This is a genomic window from Peribacillus sp. SRI_006, assembly GCF_057586375.1.
The window spans coordinates 268,382-289,112 of sequence record NZ_JBYCZT010000006.1 but is presented as its reverse complement, the minus strand read 5'-3'; the positions used below and the strand labels follow the sequence as shown (position 1 = coordinate 289,112).

Genomic DNA, 20,731 nt, shown 5'->3' with positions numbered 1-20,731 from the left:
TCTAGTGATGGAAGGTTATGGATAATTCACATTTGCATATGGAATAGTGGGGAGTTTGCAACATATTTTTTATACTTTCTCCTATTTTAACAGTTTTACTCCTCATTTATCCATTGTTTTTCGCAAGAATTGCATTCAGGTCTATACCAGCGAAGTGACATGAAGTTGTACCTCTATGATAGAAGTGGTAAAATTAAGCGTGCATTAGTAATAATAGAAGGTGTGTTTCTTCTTACTTATATGAATTTTATCATTGAACGATCATTACCATAATAGAGGAGCGTTATTGAATGCTTAATATATTAAATAAAGTTTTTGATCCGAATAAGCGAGAAATCAAACGTTTAGAAAAAATCGCCGATCAGGTCGAAGCGCTGGCTGATGAGACTGCTGCGTTTTCGGATGAACAGTTGCGTGCCAAAACGGAAGCGTTTAAAGAGCGTTATCAAAATGGGGAAACCGTTGATGATTTGCTTGTCGAGGCTTTTGCGGTTGCGCGTGAAGGGGCAAAGCGTGCTCTGGGCTTATATCCTTACCGTGTTCAAATCATGGGTGGGGCATCCCTTCATGATGGAAATATCTCCGAGATGAAAACAGGGGAAGGTAAAACCTTAACATCCACGATGCCAGTTTATTTAAACGCACTTACCGGTAAAGGTGTACATGTCGTTACCGTCAATGAATACTTGGCACACCGTGATGCCACCGAAATGGGTGTATTGTATGATTTCCTCGGTTTGACCGTCGGGTTGAATTTGAACAGTCATTCTAAAGAAGAAAAGCAGGCAGCGTATAATGCTGACATTACGTACAGTACGAATAATGAGTTAGGTTTTGATTATCTTCGTGACAATATGGTGTTATATAAAGAACAAATGGTACAGCGTCCGCTGCACTTCGCTGTCATCGATGAGGTCGATTCGATTTTGATTGATGAGGCGAGAACGCCATTGATCATTTCCGGTTCGGCACAGAAATCGGCTCAGCTTTATATCCAGGCCAATGCGTTTGTAAGAACCTTAAAGAAAGATACGGACTACACATATGATGAAAAGACAAAAGGTGTTCAGCTGACGGAAGATGGGATGAATCGAGCTGAAAAAGCGTTTAATATCGATAATTTATTCGATATTAGTCACGTTACTTTGAATCATCATATCAATCAGGCGTTAAAGGCTCATGTTTCCATGCATTTGGATGTGGATTATGTCGTCCAGGAAGGCGAGATAGTCATCGTTGACCAATTCACCGGCCGTTTGATGAAAGGCCGCCGTTACAGTGAAGGTCTCCACCAGGCAATCGAAGCGAAAGAAGGACTTGAAATTCAAAATGAAAGCATGACTCTTGCGACGATTACATTCCAGAACTATTTCAGGATGTATGAAAAACTTTCAGGTATGACCGGTACAGCCAAAACGGAAGAAGAGGAATTCCGCAATATTTATAATATGAATGTCATTGCGATCCCGACAAACAGGAATATCATCAGGGATGACAGGGCAGATCTTATATATGCGACAACTGATGGGAAATTCAAGGCTGTTGTGGAAGACATCGCCGAACGTTATACAAAGGGTCAGCCTGTGCTTGTCGGTACGGTTGCCATCGAAACATCTGAGGTCATATCTGCCTATTTATCCAAAAAAGGCATCCCTCACGATGTTTTGAATGCCAAGAACCATGAGCGTGAAGCGGAAATCATTGCGAATGCGGGTAATCAAGGCTCAGTTACGATCGCTACTAACATGGCAGGTCGCGGTACGGATATCAAGCTTGGTGAAGGTGTCAAGGAGCTTGGGGGCCTTGCTGTCATCGGCACGGAACGTCATGAAAGCAGGCGTATAGATAACCAGCTGCGTGGCCGGTCCGGCCGTCAGGGTGATCCAGGGGTCACTCAATTCTATTTATCAATGGAAGATGAATTGATGCGCCGCTTCGGTTCGGATAACATGAAAAACATGATGGCACGCCTAGGTATGGATGATTCCCAGCCAATTCAAAGTAAAATGGTGACAAGGGCCGTTGAATCCGCACAGAAACGGGTCGAAGGCAATAACTTCGATTCACGTAAGCAATTACTGCAGTATGATGATGTTCTCCGTCAACAACGGGAAATTATCTATAAACAGCGTTTTGATGTCATGGAAAGTGAAAACTTACGTGAAATCGTCGAAACGATGATCACGGCATCCATCCAGCGAAATGTTGTCGCGTTTGCTCCAATGGGCGATGAGGAAGGCTGGAATTTACAAGGCCTTGTCGATTACCTGAATGGTAACCTATTCAATGAAGGTTCAATCACTGTGGCTGATTTGGAAGGGAAAAACGAATCGGAATTGGTTGAGTTCATTTTAGCAAAAGTGAAAGAAGGCTATGACCAAAAAGAAGAAGAGCTATCTGAAGAACAAATGCGTGAATTCGAAAAAGTAATCGTTCTTCGTGCAGTCGATAGTAAGTGGATGGACCATATTGATGCAATGGAGCAGCTGCGCCAAGGGATCCACCTTCGTGCTTATGGCCAAATCGATCCGCTTCGTGAATATCAATCCGAAGGTTTTGCGATGTTTGAAGCGATGATTGCTTCAATGGAAGATGAAGTCGCGAAATACATCATGAAGGCTGAAATCCGCAACAATTTGGAACGTAAGGAAGTCATAAAAGGACAAGCGGTCAATCCGAAGGAAGAAGACGGGGGAAAAGTGAAAAAAGCCCCTGCCCGTAAAAAGGAAGACGTTGGAAGAAACGCGTTATGCCCATGCGGCAGCGGTAAAAAATATAAGAATTGCCATGGCAATTTAGGCTAAAGTTAGGTGTATAATGAAGATGAGACGGTTAAGTCCAAGGCTAGCCGCCTCTTTTCATGTTTAGTTTGCATATAATGAAGAGGTTTATTGTAATGAAGGGAATCCCTCTTCAGGGATTTTTTTTAACATACTTAATGAGGTGAAGAGAAATGGAATTAGCAGAAATAAGAAATGAACTTGAACGGACAGCGCAGCGATTAACGGACTTTAGGGGGTCTCTTTGACTTAGATGAAAAAGAGGCACGAATCGCACAGCTAGAAAATGAGATGACACATCCCGATTTTTGGAATGATCAGCAAAAAGCACAAACTGTCATCAATGAAACGAATGCTTTGAAAGAACAAGTCAATCAATTGTCCGATCTGAATGAATCATATGAAAATCTGGATTTGACATATGAATTAGTGAAAGAGGAGAATGATCAAGAACTTTTAGCTGAGCTGGAAGAAGAAATCACGGTTCTTGCACAAAAGATGAATGACTTTGAACTTCAACTTTTATTAAGTGAAGAATATGACTCGAAAAATGCCATTCTTGAACTGCATCCTGGTGCAGGCGGTACGGAGTCCCAGGATTGGGGTTCCATGCTGTTGCGCATGTATACAAGATGGGGTGAAAAAAGAGGCTTTAAAGTGGAAACCCTTGATTACCTTCCAGGTGATGAAGCTGGGATCAAGAGTGTCACTTTAATTTTCAAAGGCCATAACGCCTATGGTTATTTGAAAGCGGAAAAAGGGGTACACCGTCTTGTCCGTATTTCTCCTTTCGATTCCTCAGGACGACGCCACACTTCATTCGTTTCATGTGAAGTCATGCCGGAATTCGATGAGACGATCAATATAGAAGTACGCACGGAAGATTTGAAAATCGATACGTACCGGGCAAGTGGTGCAGGTGGTCAGCATATCAATACAACGGACTCGGCGGTCAGGATCACCCATTTACCTACGAACACCGTGGTAACGTGCCAAAACGAGAGATCTCAAATCAAAAACAAGGCCCAGGCCATGAATATGCTGAAAGCCAAATTGTATCAACGTGAAATTGAACAGCAACAAGCGGAATTGGATGAAATCCGCGGGGAGCAAAAGGAAATTGGCTGGGGAAGCCAAATTCGTTCTTATGTTTTCCATCCGTATTCCATGGTTAAAGATCACCGTACTAGTGCGGAGACCGGAAACTTGGGAGCTGTCATGGATGGGGATATCGATATGTTCATTGATGCGTACTTGCGTTCAAAATTATAAGATCAGCCAGTCGGACCGGTTTCCCCGGTCCGGCTTTTTTTATGATTTCCCTTTTTAATGAATCTTCTGGCTGACATTTACAGGATTGAAAAGGGATGCTCTACCTCGTTCGGCCAATACTAGATAATAATGATGGTTCGAGGAGACTTATGCAAAATGAAGAGAAGATACAGGGAGCAGAGGCATCCTTTCATTCAAAAGTTAACGGAGTATGGATTGGTGATTGTCGGTTCGTCCATAATTGCCATTGGTTTTAATGTGTTTTTACTGCCTAACCAGGTCGCATCCGGAGGGGTCAGCGGGATTAGCACGATTCTCAGGTCAACTCTCGGTTGGGAGCCGGCTTATGTTCTTTGGGGTTTTAATATCCCTTTGTTCATTGCGGGGCTTATTATCCTCGGAAGGCATTTCGGAGCCAAAAGCCTGATTGGAACCTTGTTCCTGCCTTTAGTGGTATTTCTGACAAAGGATTGGGAGGCATGGACGAATGATGCATTGCTTGGTTCGATTTGCGGGGGGATGATGGTCGGGCTTGGGCTGGGGATCGTCTTTCGGGGCAAGGGTTCCACTGGGGGGACCGATTTGGCGGCACAGATTTTCCATAAATATTCCCATCTGTCATTGGGGACCTGTGTGGCTGTCATTGATGGAATCATCGTTTTAAGTGCTGCCATCGTTTTTGATATTGAAAAAGGCCTTTATGCATTGATTGGACTATATGTGACAAGCAAGACGATCGACCTTGTCCAGATTGGATTGAACCGTTCGAAAATGTCACTGATCATCACGAATAAAGAAATGGAAGTAAGGGATGCTATCTTACATGAGCTGGACCGGGGTGTAACAGGCATATCCGGGTATGGCGGCTATACGGATGATACTCGTCCAATTTTGATGTGCGTAATAGACCAGTCGGAATTCACCAAATTGAAACAATTGGTGAAACTCGTTGACCCTAAAGCGTTTGTAATTGTAATGGACGCTTCGGAGGTACTTGGGGAGGGTTTTAAACTGGATTGAAATTGGTATAATGTTCTTGTGCTGGTATAAATCAGAGGGGGTAAGTTCAATGAAAATGAAGTGGTTAGCTTTAGTTCTGGGTACTTCTTTGGCCTTGGCTGCATGCGGTGGGAACGATGATGCTGCAGATAAAGAGCCTGCAAGTGAAAATAACGAAACGACTACGGCAGGTGCCGGTGATGCCGCAAAAATTTATGAAAACAAATGTTCAAGCTGCCATGCAGTGAATCTTGAAGGCGGCGTGGGACCGAACTTGACGAAGGTAGGTTCCAAGCTATCAAAAGAAGACATTGAAAAAGTCATTGCGAATGGTCAAAGCGGCGGAATGCCAAAAGGTATAATCAAGGGCAAGGAAGCGAGCATGGTCGCTGAATGGCTTGCTGAACATAAATAATGATTAATGAAACGTTCTGCTTAGCGGGACGTTTCATTTAGCCTCCATTAAACCCTCGAAACAACTCACGATCAACCACTTATCAAGCAATCAAATCCTGGAATTATTACATAGATGTTGATATATGTCTAACTGAAATGAAACTGTAATATTTTTTATGCTTAATTTGACAAAATATGATGTTATAATGTTTCTGTGCTCAAGTAAGGGAGATTCCTGTCAGATTTCAGTGAAAATTGTCGAAAAGCTGTAGATACATAGTGATAATCCAAGCAAATTAGGTGGTTTTAGAATGATAGAAATGATAGATGTGAAAAAGACATACCCAAATGGCGTAATTGCCATTAATGGTATCAATGTGAAAATAAAGCCTGGCGAATTCGTTTATGTAGTGGGTCCGAGCGGTGCCGGAAAATCGACCTTCATCAAAATGATGTATAGGGAAGAAAAGCCTACAAGCGGTAATATTTTGGTCAATGGTGTAAGCCTGCCAAGTATCCGCAATTCGAAAGTTCCTCTATTCCGCCGTAATATCGGTATGGTATTCCAAGATTTTAAACTCCTTCAAACATTCACTGCATATGAAAATGTTGCTTTTGCCATGGAAGTTATTGAAAAGGAACCAGAAGAAATCAAAAAGAGAGTCATGGAAGTTCTTGATCTGGTTGGCATTAAACATAAAGCGAGAATGCTTCCTTCCGAGTTATCTGGTGGGGAACAGCAAAGGGTTGCAATAGCCCGTTCGATCGTCAATGATCCCAAGGTAGTCATAGCCGACGAGCCTACAGGTAACCTTGATCCCGAAACATCATGGGAAATCATGAACATATTCGAAGAAATTAATAAACGCGGAACTACACTGGTCATGGCCACACATAATAGGGACATCGTCAACAATATTAAACGACGTGTCATTGCCATTGAAAGTGGAAAAATAGTTCGCGATGAACATCGAGGTGATTACGGATATGAAATTTAGAACATTGCTCCGTCACTTCCGTGAAAGTTTTAAAAATATTGGCCGTAATGGATGGATGACGTTTGCTTCTGTCAGTGCAGTAACGGTCACTCTAACTTTGGTTGGCGTCTTTTTAGTGCTCATGATGAATTTAAATCATATCGCGGGAAATGTGGAGAAAGATGTCGAAGTTCGTGCACATATTGATAATGCGGCGAATGATGACGATATAAAAGCTATCGGTAAGCAAATTATGGAGATAAACGGTATCGAATCAGTGATTTTCTCTCCAAAAGATGAAGAGCTTACTAATTTAATAGATGATTTAGGAGATAATGGTGATGCTTTTAAACCATTTGAACAGGATAACCCATTAAGGGACGTTTATGTTATCAAAACGAAATCTCCGCAAGATGTCATCAAGGTGGCAAAGAAAATCGAAGGTATGGAATATATCCAAAGTGTTAAATATGGACAAGGCTACGTCGAGAAGCTATTCAGCTTTGTTAATATTGCTAGAAACATAGGGATCGTTCTTATTGTAGGCTTACTATTTACTGCAATGTTCCTGATTTCGAATACGATTAAAATTACCATTGTAGCCAGAAGAAAAGAAATTGAGATCATGAGATTGGTAGGAGCGACGAATACATTCATCCGTTGGCCATTCTTCTTGGAAGGACTTTGGTTGGGAGTCCTCGGTTCCATCATTCCGATAGGACTGATTGCAGTACTCTACTATAATCTTTATAAATATGCAGCGCCGCAGATTACGTTCAAATTCATAGATTTCCTGCCTGCAAATCCGTTTATTTATCAAGTATCGGCCATCCTCATCGTAATTGGTGCGGTTATCGGAATATGGGGCAGCTTGATGTCAGTCAGGAAGTTCTTGAAAGTTTAAATTGTATCTTTACTCGAAAGCCAAAAGTAGCCAGACATAAATAGAGAGACGTTACAAGGCAAGGATGTAACGGGTTGAAAGGGGAAATGAAACGTGAAAAAAAATATCATTGCCATGAATGCCTCCATCATGATCGGATTGGGAAGCATTCTGGCGGCACCTTCGGTTTATGCTGAGTCTATATCGGATTTAGAGAAACAGAAAGAATCCATCCAGGAAAAACGTTCAGGTGTTGAATCGAATATTTCCGACACGGAAAAGAAAATCGATAACCTGCAGGATAAGCAAATGACAGCAGAAGACCAAATCGCTGCCATTGAAGCGAAAATCGCAGAGTCCGCAAAAAAAATCGATGCTAAAAATGCTGAAATTACACAAACGAAAAAAGAAATCGAGGCATTGAAAGAAGAGATTAAAGTATTAAAAGAGCGGATTACGAAACGTAATGAAGTATTGAAGGAAAGGGCACTTTCTTTCCAGGAGACTGGCGGGGACGTGAACTACCTTGAAGTATTATTCGGATCATCCAGTTTTGGGGATTTAGTTGACCGTGTCGGAGCTGTAGCGACAATCGCTGAAGCCGACCGCGATATTTTAAAGCAGCATGAGCTGGATAAAAAGGATCTCGAAGAAAAGCAAAAAGCCGTTGAAACGAAGCTTGCCAGTTTAGAAGTGGCAAAAGCTGAACTATTGGAAATTCAAAAGCAACAAAAACAGCAGAAGCAAGAAAAGGATGCATTGGTTAAAAAATTAAAGCAACAAACTGAAAAGCATGAACATGAGAAGATGGGTCTAGAGGAAGAAAAAGCGAATCTTGCTGCTCAAGAAAAAGCCATCAAATCAGCCATCAGCTTGGAACATCAACGTCTTGCCGAATTGGAAGCAGCTCGTAAAAAAGCGGCAGCCGAAGCGAAAAAACGTGCAGAGCAAGAAGCTGCACAAGCGGCTGCACAAGCAGCATCACAAGCATCACAGGCAACCGAAACAAAAAAACAATCCACTTCTTCAGGATATAGTGCAAAAAGCAACAGTTCATCATCATCTTCACCCGCTTCGTCTAATGTAAGTCAAGCGCCAGCCGTTTCATCGGGTACTTTCACTAGACCTAGTGCAGGGTATGTATCTTCAACAATGGGTGAACGCTGGAATAAACAGCATGCCGGCATCGATATAGCTGCTAGTGGAACGGTTCCGGTTGTAGCGGCAGCCGACGGGGTCGTAAGCCGTTCTTACTTCTCAAGTACATACGGTAATGTCGTCTTCGTTACCCACTCGATCAGCGGTCAGCAATGGACTACTGTGTATGCACACTTAAGTTCTAGACAAGTAGGCGAAGGTGCTGTAGTTGCCAAAGGTCAACAAGTGGGCATCATGGGTAACACAGGCCATTCCTTCGGTCAGCATTTACACTTTGAGCTACATAAAGGCCCATGGAATTATAGCAAGTCAAATGCTGTTAATCCATTAAACTATGTAAATATCTAATACCCAATATATCAATGGAAAAACAGACAAGGATAAATTCCTTGTCTGTTTTTTTATGTGGTGTCACCATTTTCTATAAGCATATTCTTTTCATTCCCCTCATATAGTGAAATACATATCAGGTCAGAAATGGGGATAAATATGGTCAAAAAATGGGTACTTCCTCTAGCAATCATCATGTCACTAGCCATTGGAGCAGTGGGGGGCATATATTGGACAAGCCTTCCGGCCAAGAATGAAGCAAAGGATGAAAGCCAAGAAATATCGAAGGATAAGGAATGGGCAAAAGTGGAACAAGCTTACGGCTTAATCGTAAGTCAGTATGTAGAGCAGGTGGATGGCTCCAACCTGGTTGAGGGTGCCATCCAAGGCATGCTGTCAGCGCTGAAAGATCCTTATTCCGTATATATGGACAAGGAGACCGCTAAGCAATTCAATGAAACCCTGGACTCCTCTTTTGAAGGGATCGGGACTGAAATCGGAATGGAAGATGGTAAGGTCATCATTGTTTCTCCTTACAAAGACTCGCCTGCAGAAAAAGCTGGATTAAAGCCGAAAGATCAAATCCTCAAGGTGAATGGTGAAAGTGTTGAAGGGCTGGATCTGTATGAAACACGCCTGAAAATCCGCGGTGAAAAAGGGTCACCCGTCAAAATTGAAATAAAGCGGGCAGGGATTGATAATCCACTTGAATTCAATATGGTGCGCGCCGAAATTCCATTGGATACCGTATTTTCATCAATTAAGGAAGTCGGCGGAGAACAAATCGGTTATATCGAGTTGACCACATTCTCGGAAAATACTGCAAGTGATTTCAAAAAGCAGATTAAGAAGCTGGAAAAGACGGGAATCAAGGGCTTGGTCATAGATGTACGCGGCAATCCAGGCGGCCTTCTTTCCAGTGTGGAAACGATTCTTGGCGAGTTCATCACAAAAGACAAGCCCTATTTGCAAATTGCCGAAAGAACGGGGGAAACACAATCGTTTTTCACAAGCCTTAAGAAAGCGAAAAGTTATCCCATTGCTGTCTTGACGGATAAAGGGAGCGCATCTGCCTCGGAAATCCTGGCTGGCGCCATGCAAGAGGCGGGAGGCTATCCATTGGTTGGCGAGAAGACTTTCGGTAAAGGCACAGTACAGCAAGCTGTACCAATGGGTGATGGCAGTAAGATTAAACTTACGTTATATAAGTGGCTGACTCCTTCAGGGAACTGGATCCATAAAAAAGGGATCGAACCGACGATCAAAGTCAAACAACCGGAGTATTTTAATGCCCATCAGCTGGCGATTGAGAAGGTGTTGGAGCGGGATATGAATGATGAACAAATCCAGTATGCCCAAAGCATTCTGAAAGGACTCGGATTTGAACCGGGTCGTGAGGATGGATATTATGATTGGAGTACAGAAATCGCAGTAAAGGCATTCCAAAAACAATTCGGCCTGGAAGTGACCGGTAAGCTGGATGCTAAAACCGCAGCGCATCTGGAATCTGCCATTCTGGAAAAGATCCAGGATGAAGATAATGATATCCAGTTACGCACGGCTTTGAATTATTTAGTGAAGTAACTTGATGGCATCGTTCCCCTTGGAGCGGTGCCTTTTTTGCATTTAATCGTTCCTTGCCTGCCAACTTGAGATAAACCTAATTTTTCTGCATCTTAATAGGCATTGAGGCTACATTTTTGATAGAATAGGAGGTAACTGACCAGAACGAAGTTTGACAAAATTTTGATTACTTTTGAGGATGGTGGAAAGAAATTGACAACGGATTGGCTGATTGCATGCTTAATGGGATTAGGAAAACTTTTCCTTCACCCTTTGCTTTATGTTTCGATTGCCTATTGCTTATTCATCGGCTATCTTCGCGTTAAACGGGAACGCCATGATTTTAATACGAAGATCTACAGTTTTTCCATGGAGCTGCGTTCCATGCTGCCTCTAGGATTGATAGGGGGATTGATCCTTTCCTTCCTCACGCTGGCCACCGGACTCGCCATTCCTTTTGCGGCAATGTCCATCATGGCAGTGGTTACGGTTTTGGCGATGCTATCCATGAAAAAGAGGTTTGTTTCCCCCGTTTATACAATGGGGCTCACTTTCTTTATCCTGTTCTTTCTATATGATAGAGATATCGAGCTGACGTTATTTCAGGATTCCCTTAATCAGCTAGATCGGTCCGTATATCCGACACTTGTTATTTTAATGGGGTTATTACTGATTGCTGAAGGGTTTTTGATTGTTGCTAATGGAAGTAAAAAGGTCTCTCCTCACTTGGAGGTATCCAAAAGGGGGCAGCCGATAGGTGTGTATGTTTCACAGCGGGTCTGGCTAATTCCCATGTTCGTTATGATTCCTGGAGGACAACTTCCAGCGCCTTTCGAATGGTATCCGGTTTTTACAATCGGGGACATGTCCCTGTCGCCGATCGTACTGCCCATTTTAATCGGCTTTGAGCAAAAAGTTCATGGGACGCTCCCGGAACTGGCAATTAAGGCGCAAGGCAAAAAGGTAGGGGCATTGGGAATTGTGATTACGGTATTGGCTGCAGCTGGTTACTGGTACCCTCCATTGGCAATCATAACGGTTGTTTTGGCAATCCTTTGCCGTGAATTCCTGCATCATTCCCAAAAGGCAATGGATCAAAAGCTTCCTTTTTATTTTTCGAAAAGTAAGCTGGGTGTCCAGATCTTAGGCGTTATCCCTCAATCTCCGGCAGATAAAATGGGGTTGCAAAAAGGCGAGGTCATTTCGAAAATAAATGGGGTCGTCGTCAGGGAAGAAGAAGAGCTATACAGGGCGCTACAAATAAACCGGGCACATTGCAAGCTCGAGGTCATCGATAATAATGAACAGATTCGTTTTGTGCAAAGAGCTCTATTTGACGGGGAGCATTACGAACTGGGCCTCTTGTTCGTTGACGATCAATTGAAGGAAAGCGGACAAGTGGGTTAATGATATAAAATAAAAGGCCTTTCTCGAATTATATCGAGAAAGGCCTTTTTCAATGGAAACGTGTTATTACTTTTCCAGCATGATTTTTTCTATATCTTCCAGCATTTTATTAGCTGCAATTACTCCGCCAGCTGTATTCCATGTTGCGTCGCTGACCTCATGGGCATTTCCGTTTTTGACTGCATCAAGGTTTTTCCAAAGTGGATCATTCGTCCATTCTTTTGCTGTGCTTAGGGCTTGTTTGTCGCCTTCAGGAGCGTAGGTGAAGTAGAAGAGAATATCTCCATCCATTTTAGGGATGACTTCTTTTCCAACCTCAATGGCAAGATTGCCTAATTTATTATCTGCAGTGAAAAGTTCCTTCTGTTGTTCTGCACGTTTAAATCCTAATTGATCGAAAATCACTCCAGAGAATGAATCTGTGTAATAAATACGAGTAGTTCCAGCCATGAAACGAACAATGGAAACTTCTTGATTTACTTTATCACCCAATTTAGCTTTAAGATCTTCAGTATTTTTATCGAATTCCGCAATTACATCGTTACCTTTTTCTTCAAGGTTCAAGGCTTTTGCATAAAGTTTGAAGTTCTCTTTCCAATCTCCTCTTAGCGTTTCCGAGAAAACGGTAGGGGCGATTGCATTTAATTTATCATAAACAGCTTCTTGGCGTATCTTGCTTCCGATAATCAAGTCAGGCTTCAGTGATGCGATTTTCTCTAAGTTAACTTCATGTTCAACACCAACAACTTCGACCCCATCCATATCATCTTTAATATGGTCGTACCAAGGGTCACCAAGCCATGATTGAACGGCACCAACAGGTTTAATTCCTAAAGCGATCAATGCTTCAGTACCTTCATTTGTTAAAACGACGACTCTTTTAGGCGTTTCTTTCAACTCGGCAGTGCCCATGGCATGCTTAATTGTGTAGCTTTTCTCCTCTTTCTTGTCTTCAGCTTTATTTCCATCGGCCTTTTCATCCGAATTCCCGCAAGCTGCTAGAAGGAAGACTGCAAATATTGTAAAAAGCGTTAATAAAGACTTAAATCTAAACATCTATGTATCCCTCCCAAATTGTCAGCAAATGATAATCATTCGCACTTAACAGCATCATCATAAAATGAATATACTTTTCTGTCAATATATAATTGAAAATGATTCTCAAATTCGTTGACATAGTCCTGTTAACGCCAGTACAATTGAATTAAATACTGATATACAAACGTGATTGGAAAGGTAACTGGATATGTTATTAAAAAATTCATGGCAGAAATGGATGGGGCTGTTCATTACCATTCTTTTGCTGCTGTTTTTACTGTGCTCAAGCATTGTATACGGTTATACGGATACAACATGGAAAATGGCCATCGATGCTTTTACCGATTTCAATGGGACGAATGAGCACATTGTCATTCAATCAGTCAGACTTCCGCGTGCCCTGATCGCTTCGGCCATCGGTGCAAGTTTAGCCATCTCCGGGGTTTTGATGCAAACGCTAACTAAAAACCCCCTCGCCTCCCCGGATATATTCGGAGTCAACGCCGGGGCGGGATTGGCGGTGGTCACTGGTGTCACCGTTTTTGGGATAAGCAATCTTCAAGTATTCACATGGCTGTCATTCCTAGGGGCCGCCATAGCCGCGATAAGCATATTTATGATTGGAAGCATGGGACGCGGCGGCTTGACACCGATGAAGCTGACATTGGCAGGTGCAGCCATGACGGCGATGGTAGCCTCACTTACACAAGGTCTTCTTGTTTCTAATGAGGCTCTTTTAGAGCAAGTCCTATTCTGGCTTGCCGGATCCGTTTCCGGTAGAAGCCTGGACAATTTAGTTGCCGTCCTGCCTTATCTTGCCGCAGGCTGGGTCCTTGCCTTGATCATGTCCGGTAAAATGAATGTGTTATCCATGGGTGAAGATGTTGCAAAGGGTCTTGGACTGAATATAGTATTCCTTAAACTGGTCCTGGGGCTGGCAATCATCCTGCTCTCTGGAGGATCAGTAGCGGTTGCGGGTCCGATTGGCTTTATAGGAATCGTCGTTCCGCATCTTACCCGTTCTATAGTTGGCATCGATCATCGCTGGTTGATTCCCTTCTCTGGACTTTTCGGGGCGGTGCTTTTGATTGCAGCCGATGTCATATCCAGGTATATCCTGATGCCTCGCGAAGTTCCGGTTGGAGTCATGACAGCCATAATCGGGACCCCATTCTTTATTTATATAGCTAGAAAGGGGTTCAGCGGTCGATGAAGTCATATAAGAGCTTTCGTTTGTTTAATGAAAAAATATCATTCTTGATGGATAAAAAAGCCATGATCGTGATTTTCATATTATTTTTAGTCACTTCACTAGTGTTTGTGATCAGTACTGGAGTGGGTGAAATGAATATAAATCCGCTAAGCGTTCTCCAGGTCTTTATCGGAGGGGGGACGGAGAGCGACCGGCTTATTATCCAATCTTTCCGCCTGCCTAGAATAATTGTTGCCCTGTTGGTAGGGATGGGCCTTGCTGTAGCTGGGGGTATCCTTCAAGGGATGATTAGAAACCCACTTGCTTCGCCTGATATCTTGGGGATTACGGGAGGAGCGACTGTAGCGGTCGTTGGATTCTTGGCCATTTTTAGCGATAAGAACCATTCATTAACGGTGAGCATCAATTGGCTGCCGGTAGCTGCATTCATTGGGGCGACAGTCGTGGCCTTACTCGTTTATTCATTAGCCTGGAAAAATGGGGTTCCCCCGATCAGGCTTGTGTTGATCGGGATTGGGGTGATGGCTTTAATGAAGGCGCTCACCACGATGATGATGATTCTTGGTCCAGTCTATCAAGCGAGCCAGGCAAACCTTTGGATCACCGGGTCAGTGTCCACCTCCACTTGGAATAATATCGCTGTACTGGCACCATGGACGATTCTATTCCTGTTAATTGCCTTCCTGTATGCCAGGAATATTAATTTACAGGAGCTAGGCGATGACCTGGCAACGGGGCTTGGGGGGCATGTCCAAAAACAGCGGTTTACATTATTGATGATCAGTACGGCCTTGATTGGCGGTTCCACAGCTTTTGCTGGGGGAATAGGGTTTGTGGGATTAATGGCACCGCACATGGCCAGAAGGCTGGTTGGTTCTAGTTTTGGAGTGTTACTGCCGACTTCGGCTTTGCTTGGCGGCATCCTGGTTATGGTGGCGGATTTGATTGGACGGACTTTATTCTCACCTTTGGAAATACCGGCTGGTGTCTTCACAGCGAGCATCGGGGCACCATACTTCATTTATTTACTATATAAAACGAGGAATTCGTAATTCCGGTAAATGCAAAAAGAAGCAGTCATCCTAGGGATGGCTGCTTCTTTATTTATTTAAGCTTCTTTAGCTGCTTCGATTTCGATGGTAAGCGTGATTTGATCGCCGATCAGTACGCCGCCTGTTTCTAATGCCGCGTTATAGGTTAGACCATAATCACTGCGTTTGACTTTCCCTTTTCCGCTGAAGCCTGCTTTTTCATTTCCCCATGGATCTTTCCCTTGGCCTTCGAAGGTGATGCTGAAAGTTTCTTCTTGTGTAACTCCATTAAGAGTCACATTTCCAGTTACATCGTATTCATCTTCATCCGTTTTCACGATTTTCGTTGATTTGAATGTTAATGTTGGGTTTTTTTCTACATCAAAGAAGTCAGCGGAACGTAAGTGATTGTCCCTGTCTGCATTGCGTGTGTCGATACTGGCCACATCAACGGTAAAATCAATCTCTGCAGTCGTTAGATCCGATGGGTTTGCTAGAATGCTTGCCTCGAACTTATTAAAACTTCCTTTTACTTTGGCGATCATCATATGTTTTACGGAAAATTCAATAGCACTGTGAGTCGGGTCGACTATCCATTTTGTATTTGTCATATTTATTCCTCCTGATTATTAATCTTGAATTTATATATCTTTAATTTGAGATATCTTAACTTAATGTAATTATAAGAGCTGAAAGCAATAGTGTCAACTGAAAGTTTTCCTTAATTTTGAAAACATGAAAAACCCTGTGCGTTTATGGTGCACAGGGTTTTCAGACTGTAGACAAACTCGAATGATGATTTCAACTCCAGGCACTCGCTTTCCGCGGGCGGTCCGGAAGCCTCCTGGGCGCGCTTTTCCCGCAGGAGTCTCGCACCTTCCGTTACAATCGACTTTGTTTTGAAATTTCTGGTAAAAACCCTTTTATCTTCAAACCCTGTGCATTTATGGGGCACAGGGTTTTTAATGAAGAAGGGTAAAGCGGACATCTTTATTAATTGGCCTGTTCTTTCTCTTCTTGATTGGTCACTTTACCCGGCCAAAAAGCACGGCGGCCAAGGAGGGAGGTGATTGCAGGAACAAGGAACGGGCGCACAATGAATGTGTCCATTAACACACCAAGGGCGGTAATGAGCCCGAATTGGACCAATACTTGAATCGGAAGTGTGGCTAGAACGGAAAAAGTGGCTGCCAGGATTATTCCGGCGGAGGTGATGACACCGCTAGTTTCGGCAACGCCCTTTCTAATGGCCTGCTTGATTGGCATCGTTTCTTTCTTACGCCAAATGCTTGAAACCATGAAAATATTATAATCTTCTCCAAGTGCGACCAGGAATACGAAAGAATAAAGTGGAATTGTCCCCTCTATCGCATCGACACCCATGAAATAGTGCAGGATAATCCAACCTAACCCCATAGCTGCAAAGAATGATAGAATGACTGTCCCCATTAAATACACCATGGCTGTCACAGATCGCAAGTAGGCTAAAAGGAGCAGGGAAATCAGGACGATGATGATCGGGATGATCAAGAATTCATCGGATTTGACGGTATCCCTTTTATCGAATTGAGTCGCAGTCTGCCCGCCAACCCAAACCTTTTCATCTACGGAAGATATATTGGCGGCTTTCAATTCTTTCTCCGCCATTGTGCGGATTTCCGGAATGGAATCTATGGCCTCGATATCATATGGGTTGATGTTGAATGTGACCTCATAGGATTGCAGATCTTTATTCGATTTACTTGAGACTGGATCGGCAACAGTTTCCACAATATCCATCCCTTTTAATACCGGTGCTAAATCAATATCTTCACCATCCGTATCGACAACCACTGTCGCCGGTGCCAGTTCGCCTGGTGAATAAGAGTCGGAAATGACAGAATAGCCTTCACGGGAGTTCATATCTTCAGGGAAGGAAGAGAGAATATCATATGAATATTTTATTTGTGAAGAATATCCAGCTAAAACACTGAAGATGATCAGGCATGTAAGAATGACGGTCCATGGCTTGGTTGTGACGATATGGCCAATCCAGTTACCGATGCGGCCTTCTTTATGCTTTTTGACGGCTTTTCCCTTTTTCTTGGCCCGTGCTTCTGCCATTTCAGGTGTACGCGGGACGATTGGGAAGAAGGAAGCCCTTCCGAATACAGAAAGCAATGCAGGTACAAGTGTTAAAGCTGCCAGCATCATGATTAAAATCGACAAGCTGAATGGTACAGCGAAACGGTGGTAGGCTCCGTATTTGGCTACAAGCAATGTTAGCAGGGAGATGACGATCGTTAGGCCGCTCATCGCAATGGCGCCTGATGAATCTTTAAATGCGGCGATCATGGCTTCCCGTTTGCTTTCATGATTCCTTAATTCACTTCTGTAGTGAGAAATTAAAAATAGGCAATAGTCCGTTCCGGCACCGAATAATAATACGGTCATGATTGAAATGGCCTGTGAATCGACTGTAATCCAACCATGATCTGCCATGAAGCCAAGGATCGGGCTTGTGACAATATAGGCGAAGCCTACTCCGATTAAAGGAATTATGGCTAAAAGAGGAGAGCGGTAAATGAGTAATAATACGACAAGTACAAGTATTACTGTCGCTAAAAGCAATTTGAAATCAGCACCTGAAAATAAACCCGTTGCATCGACTGATATCCCTACAGGGCCTGTCACTCGAAGGGATAATTCATCTGAATCGGTCGGGACCTTGAATGGGTCCGTTCCAATGCGCTCCGTTACTGCTTCATTAATGCTTTCAAGATTTTTTCCGAGAATTTCAGTCTCGGTCTTTTCTTTAAAGAAAAGCGGCTGCACGAAAGTCGTTCCATCTTCTGAAACCGATCCTTTAAGAGCAGGCAACGGAATTTCATGAATCGGCGGTAAGAAAGATTGCTGTGTTAATGGATTATCTGTCAGTTCCTTGGAAAGATACTGGATTTCAGCCAAGTCGGCCTCTGTCAGTCCACCTTCGCGATGCCATGTAAGCAGGGCAGGTATTCCAGAGGAATTTGGAAACTCTTCTTTAATAAGTTCATCAGCCACGACAGAAGGCGAGTCTTCAGGCAAGTCTGAGGCATTATTTGCTGTTCGATCATTAACGGCAGGCAATGTGAAGGTTAATGCGATTGCTGCAATTATCCATGCGGCAATGACAACCCAACGACTGGTTTTTCCTGTCATCACCCTGCCAAGTCTTCCTATTATTGATTCGTCCAATGAAGGCACCCCGCTTTTTGAATTTTTTATCCTCATTTCATTATAGTGGTGTGATGTTGACTTATACAAAAATGGGTATGCTCACTCCAACTACTAAACTCTTCAAGTCGTTAATGGCATGAAAATAGGCTCATCGATATATAGGGGAAAAGTACTTATTTACCTAATTTCAATTAAATTTTGAAGATTGAAGAGTTAAATATAGGAAATGAGGGAAAGTATAGTAGTATTGTGGCCTTTATTAACAAAGGAGGGATTTTTTTGTCTGATAAATCCAAAAAAACAAATGATGAAACGAATGAAACATTAACGAACAGGCAAGGGCACCCGGTAACGAATAACCAGAGTCTAAGAACTGTAGGGAACAGAGGTCCTAGTACACTTGAGAACTATGATTTCCTGGAAAAGATCAGCCACTTCGATAGGGAGCGCATCCCTGAACGGGTTGTGCATGCTCGCGGTGCAGGTGCGCATGGTTATTTCGTTCCGACAGGTAAAGCGGGGGACGAGCCAATTTCAAAATATACGAGAGCGAAGGTTTTTCAGGAAGAAGGTAAAAAAACCCCGGTATTCGTGAGATTTTCATCTGTTATTCATGGAGGGACGTCCCCGGAAACGTTACGTGACCCAAGGGGATTTGCCGTTAAATTTTATACGGAAGATGGAAACTGGGATCTTGTAGGCAATAACCTGAAAATTTTCTTTATCCGTGATGCCATGAAATTCCCGGATTTGATTCATGCATTCAAACCGGATCCGGTCACGAATATTCAGGACGGCAGGAGGATTTTCGATTTTTGCTCGAGTTCGCCTGAAACATTCCATATGGTTACCTTTGTGTTTTCCCCTTGGGGCATCCCAGCTAACTACCGGATGATGCAAGGATCAGGGGTCAATACTTATAAATGGGTGAATGAGGAAGGGAAAGCGGTGCTCGTCAAGTATCATTGGGAACCGAAACAAGGGATCAAGAACCTGACGCAGCAAGAGGCCAATGAAATTCAAGCTACGAATTTCAATCATGCCACACAGGATCTATATGAAGCGATCGAACGCGGGGACTATCCGGAATGGGATCTCAACGTACAGATCATGAGTGATGATGATCATCCTGAATTGGATTTCGATCCGCTGGATGATACGAAAATCTGGCCGAAAGATGAGTTCCCATGGCTGCATGTCGGTACGATGGTATTGAATAAAAACCCTGAAGACTATTTCACTGAAGTCGAACAGGCTGCATTCGGTACCGGTGTCCTAGTGGATGGACTGGATTTTTCTGATGACAAGATGTTACAGGGACGTACATTTTCTTATTCCGATACACAGCGTCACCGTGTTGGCGCGAATTATTTGCAACTGCCGATCAATGCTCCAAAGAAACGAACTGCCACGAATCAGACTGGCGGACAGATGCAATATGAAGTTGGCAGAGGCAGCCAAAGCCCCCACATCAACTACGAACCATCCACTGTCGGCGGCTTGAAGGAAGCCAATCAAACGGGCAAAGAGTATACACCTATGGTGGAAGGGAAACTTGTCCGTGAGACAATCGATCGCCAAAACAATACGAAACAGGCCGGGGAAACGTACCGGGAATTTGAGGATTGGGAAAAAGACGATTTAATTTCCAATTTAGTGGCGGCATTGGCTCCTGCCGACAAGCGCATTCAGGAAAAAATGATAGCACTTGCCGAAGAGGCCGATGAAGAGTATGGCCGCAGATTGAAAGAGGGACTGGCCGCGGCCTCAGAACATACGGAATCTTCAAAACCGCTGGGTGGGACGGATAACCCTGAGGCCGCCGTTAGAAAAGGTCATGGAGCGGATCCATATTGATTGAACTGAAAAGAAGCAAACTTCCTTATAAAGGGGTTTGCCTCTTTTTTTTATGGGCATAATTAATGGATGTGTGGATGCTCTTCCAAGGATGCCTTTTTAAAAATCAAGCAGGAAATTGATTGGCAAAAAACTTCATAATCATTTAAACTGAAACTACTCTATTTTTCTCTTATAAAGGAGATGAAAAAATGATTAAAATTCTTTCTGCCCTTTTCCTTCCTTGTCTACTTGTCATGCTATTTTCAAGAGTCACCTATAACAATGTCGTAGGCCTTGTTTTAACTGTTGCCTTGATTACAGCTTCCGCATATAAAGGTTATACGCATACAAACTTATTGATCATCGTCGATGCCTTATCCCTGACAGTGGGATTTTGGTTATCAAAAAGAATGATGAAACGTACATCCAAGAGCGCCTGACATCAAAGGTGCTTTTTTTGTACTCAAACTTGTCATTCTCCTCAACACATCATGAAGTTCATTAAAACAAGAATCGAATGGATGTTCGCTTATTGCTGGTTTGTTTTAAGGCTATTGTGGTAGAATGTGTATATATGCTTTATTAAACCGGAATAAATAGAAGGGATATAGGCATGTCCCGTTTTCATATAAAAATATTTCAATAGG

The 20,731-nt window shown here is 43.1% G+C and carries 16 protein-coding genes; 13 read left to right on the top strand and 3 right to left on the bottom strand.

Features of this window, described 5'->3' with window-relative positions; all coding sequences use genetic code 11:
• Positions 1-290: 290 nt before the first annotated feature.
• The 9 genes from secA (at position 291) to AC2YHV_RS11025 (ending at position 11,765) form a co-directional block, all read left to right on the top strand.
• Positions 291-2,804 carry a preprotein translocase subunit SecA gene (secA, locus tag AC2YHV_RS11065; RefSeq protein ID WP_487373201.1) on the top strand — a complete coding sequence of 838 codons (2,514 nt, stop codon included), beginning with the start codon at positions 291-293 and terminating at the stop codon, positions 2,802-2,804.
• Positions 2,805-2,953: 149 nt separating this feature from the next.
• Positions 2,954-4,052, top strand: a protein-coding gene (prfB, locus tag AC2YHV_RS11060) for a peptide chain release factor 2 (protein WP_223255851.1) whose coding sequence is annotated in 2 segments (ribosomal slippage) — positions 2,954-3,016 and positions 3,018-4,052 — 1,098 coding nt in all. Because the reading frame shifts where the segments join, the coding sequence is not laid out codon by codon here.
• A gap of 156 nt (positions 4,053-4,208) precedes the next feature.
• Positions 4,209-5,072: a YitT family protein gene (locus tag AC2YHV_RS11055; RefSeq protein WP_063574693.1), complete on the top strand. Its 864-nt coding sequence runs from the start codon at positions 4,209-4,211 to the stop codon at positions 5,070-5,072.
• Between the two features lie 49 nt (positions 5,073-5,121).
• Positions 5,122-5,466, top strand: coding sequence for a cytochrome c551 (gene cccB / locus AC2YHV_RS11050; protein ID WP_057278129.1), 345 nt, complete (start codon positions 5,122-5,124; stop codon positions 5,464-5,466).
• 292 nt (positions 5,467-5,758) lie between these two features.
• Positions 5,759-6,445 carry a cell division ATP-binding protein FtsE gene (ftsE, locus tag AC2YHV_RS11045; RefSeq protein WP_034309898.1) on the top strand — a complete coding sequence of 229 codons (687 nt, stop codon included), beginning with the start codon at positions 5,759-5,761 and terminating at the stop codon, positions 6,443-6,445.
• Positions 6,435-7,328, top strand: coding sequence for a permease-like cell division protein FtsX (ftsX, locus tag AC2YHV_RS11040; protein WP_487373200.1), 894 nt, complete (start codon positions 6,435-6,437; stop codon positions 7,326-7,328). Before ftsE ends, ftsX begins: the two co-directional genes overlap by 11 nt.
• Before the next feature lie 93 nt (positions 7,329-7,421).
• Complete coding sequence (locus tag AC2YHV_RS11035) at positions 7,422-8,813, top strand: murein hydrolase activator EnvC family protein (protein ID WP_487373199.1); 1,392 nt, start codon at positions 7,422-7,424, stop codon at positions 8,811-8,813.
• A gap of 141 nt (positions 8,814-8,954) precedes the next feature.
• A complete protein-coding gene (locus tag AC2YHV_RS11030; protein WP_057278127.1) occupies positions 8,955-10,379 on the top strand; it encodes a S41 family peptidase in 1,425 nt (474 codons plus the stop codon).
• A 192-nt stretch (positions 10,380-10,571) separates the two neighbouring features.
• Positions 10,572-11,765 (top strand): PDZ domain-containing protein, encoded by a 1,194-nt coding sequence (locus tag AC2YHV_RS11025; protein WP_487373198.1) that lies wholly within the window; start codon positions 10,572-10,574, stop codon positions 11,763-11,765.
• Between the two features lie 66 nt (positions 11,766-11,831).
• Here AC2YHV_RS11025 and AC2YHV_RS11020 read toward each other — a convergent pair whose 3' ends face one another.
• Entirely contained in the window at positions 11,832-12,821 is a 990-nt protein-coding gene (locus AC2YHV_RS11020) for an ABC transporter substrate-binding protein (protein ID WP_057278125.1), read from the bottom strand.
• 190 nt (positions 12,822-13,011) lie between these two features.
• Here AC2YHV_RS11020 and AC2YHV_RS11015 point away from each other — a divergent pair, with 190 nt between their 5' ends.
• Positions 13,012-14,016, top strand: coding sequence for a FecCD family ABC transporter permease (locus AC2YHV_RS11015; protein WP_057278124.1), 1,005 nt, complete (start codon positions 13,012-13,014; stop codon positions 14,014-14,016).
• On the top strand, positions 14,013-15,068 hold the full coding sequence (locus tag AC2YHV_RS11010) for a FecCD family ABC transporter permease (RefSeq protein WP_057278123.1): 1,056 nt from the start codon (positions 14,013-14,015) through the stop codon (positions 15,066-15,068). The genes AC2YHV_RS11015 and AC2YHV_RS11010 overlap by 4 nt, the downstream gene beginning before the upstream one ends.
• A 56-nt stretch (positions 15,069-15,124) precedes the next feature.
• Here the strand turns inward: AC2YHV_RS11010 and AC2YHV_RS11005 are convergent, their stop codons facing one another.
• A complete protein-coding gene (locus tag AC2YHV_RS11005; protein WP_053536834.1) occupies positions 15,125-15,658 on the bottom strand; it encodes a YceI family protein in 534 nt (177 codons plus the stop codon).
• 382 nt (positions 15,659-16,040) lie between these two features.
• Entirely contained in the window at positions 16,041-18,263 is a 2,223-nt protein-coding gene (locus tag AC2YHV_RS11000) for an MMPL family transporter (protein ID WP_487373197.1), read from the bottom strand.
• Positions 18,264-18,518: 255 nt separating this feature from the next.
• Between AC2YHV_RS11000 and AC2YHV_RS10995 the strand changes: the two genes are divergently transcribed.
• Positions 18,519-20,102 (top strand): catalase, encoded by a 1,584-nt coding sequence (locus tag AC2YHV_RS10995; protein ID WP_411740333.1) that lies wholly within the window; start codon positions 18,519-18,521, stop codon positions 20,100-20,102.
• Between the two features lie 191 nt (positions 20,103-20,293).
• Positions 20,294-20,524, top strand: coding sequence for a CsbA family protein (locus AC2YHV_RS10990; protein ID WP_034309928.1), 231 nt, complete (start codon positions 20,294-20,296; stop codon positions 20,522-20,524).
• Positions 20,525-20,731 lie beyond the last annotated feature (207 nt).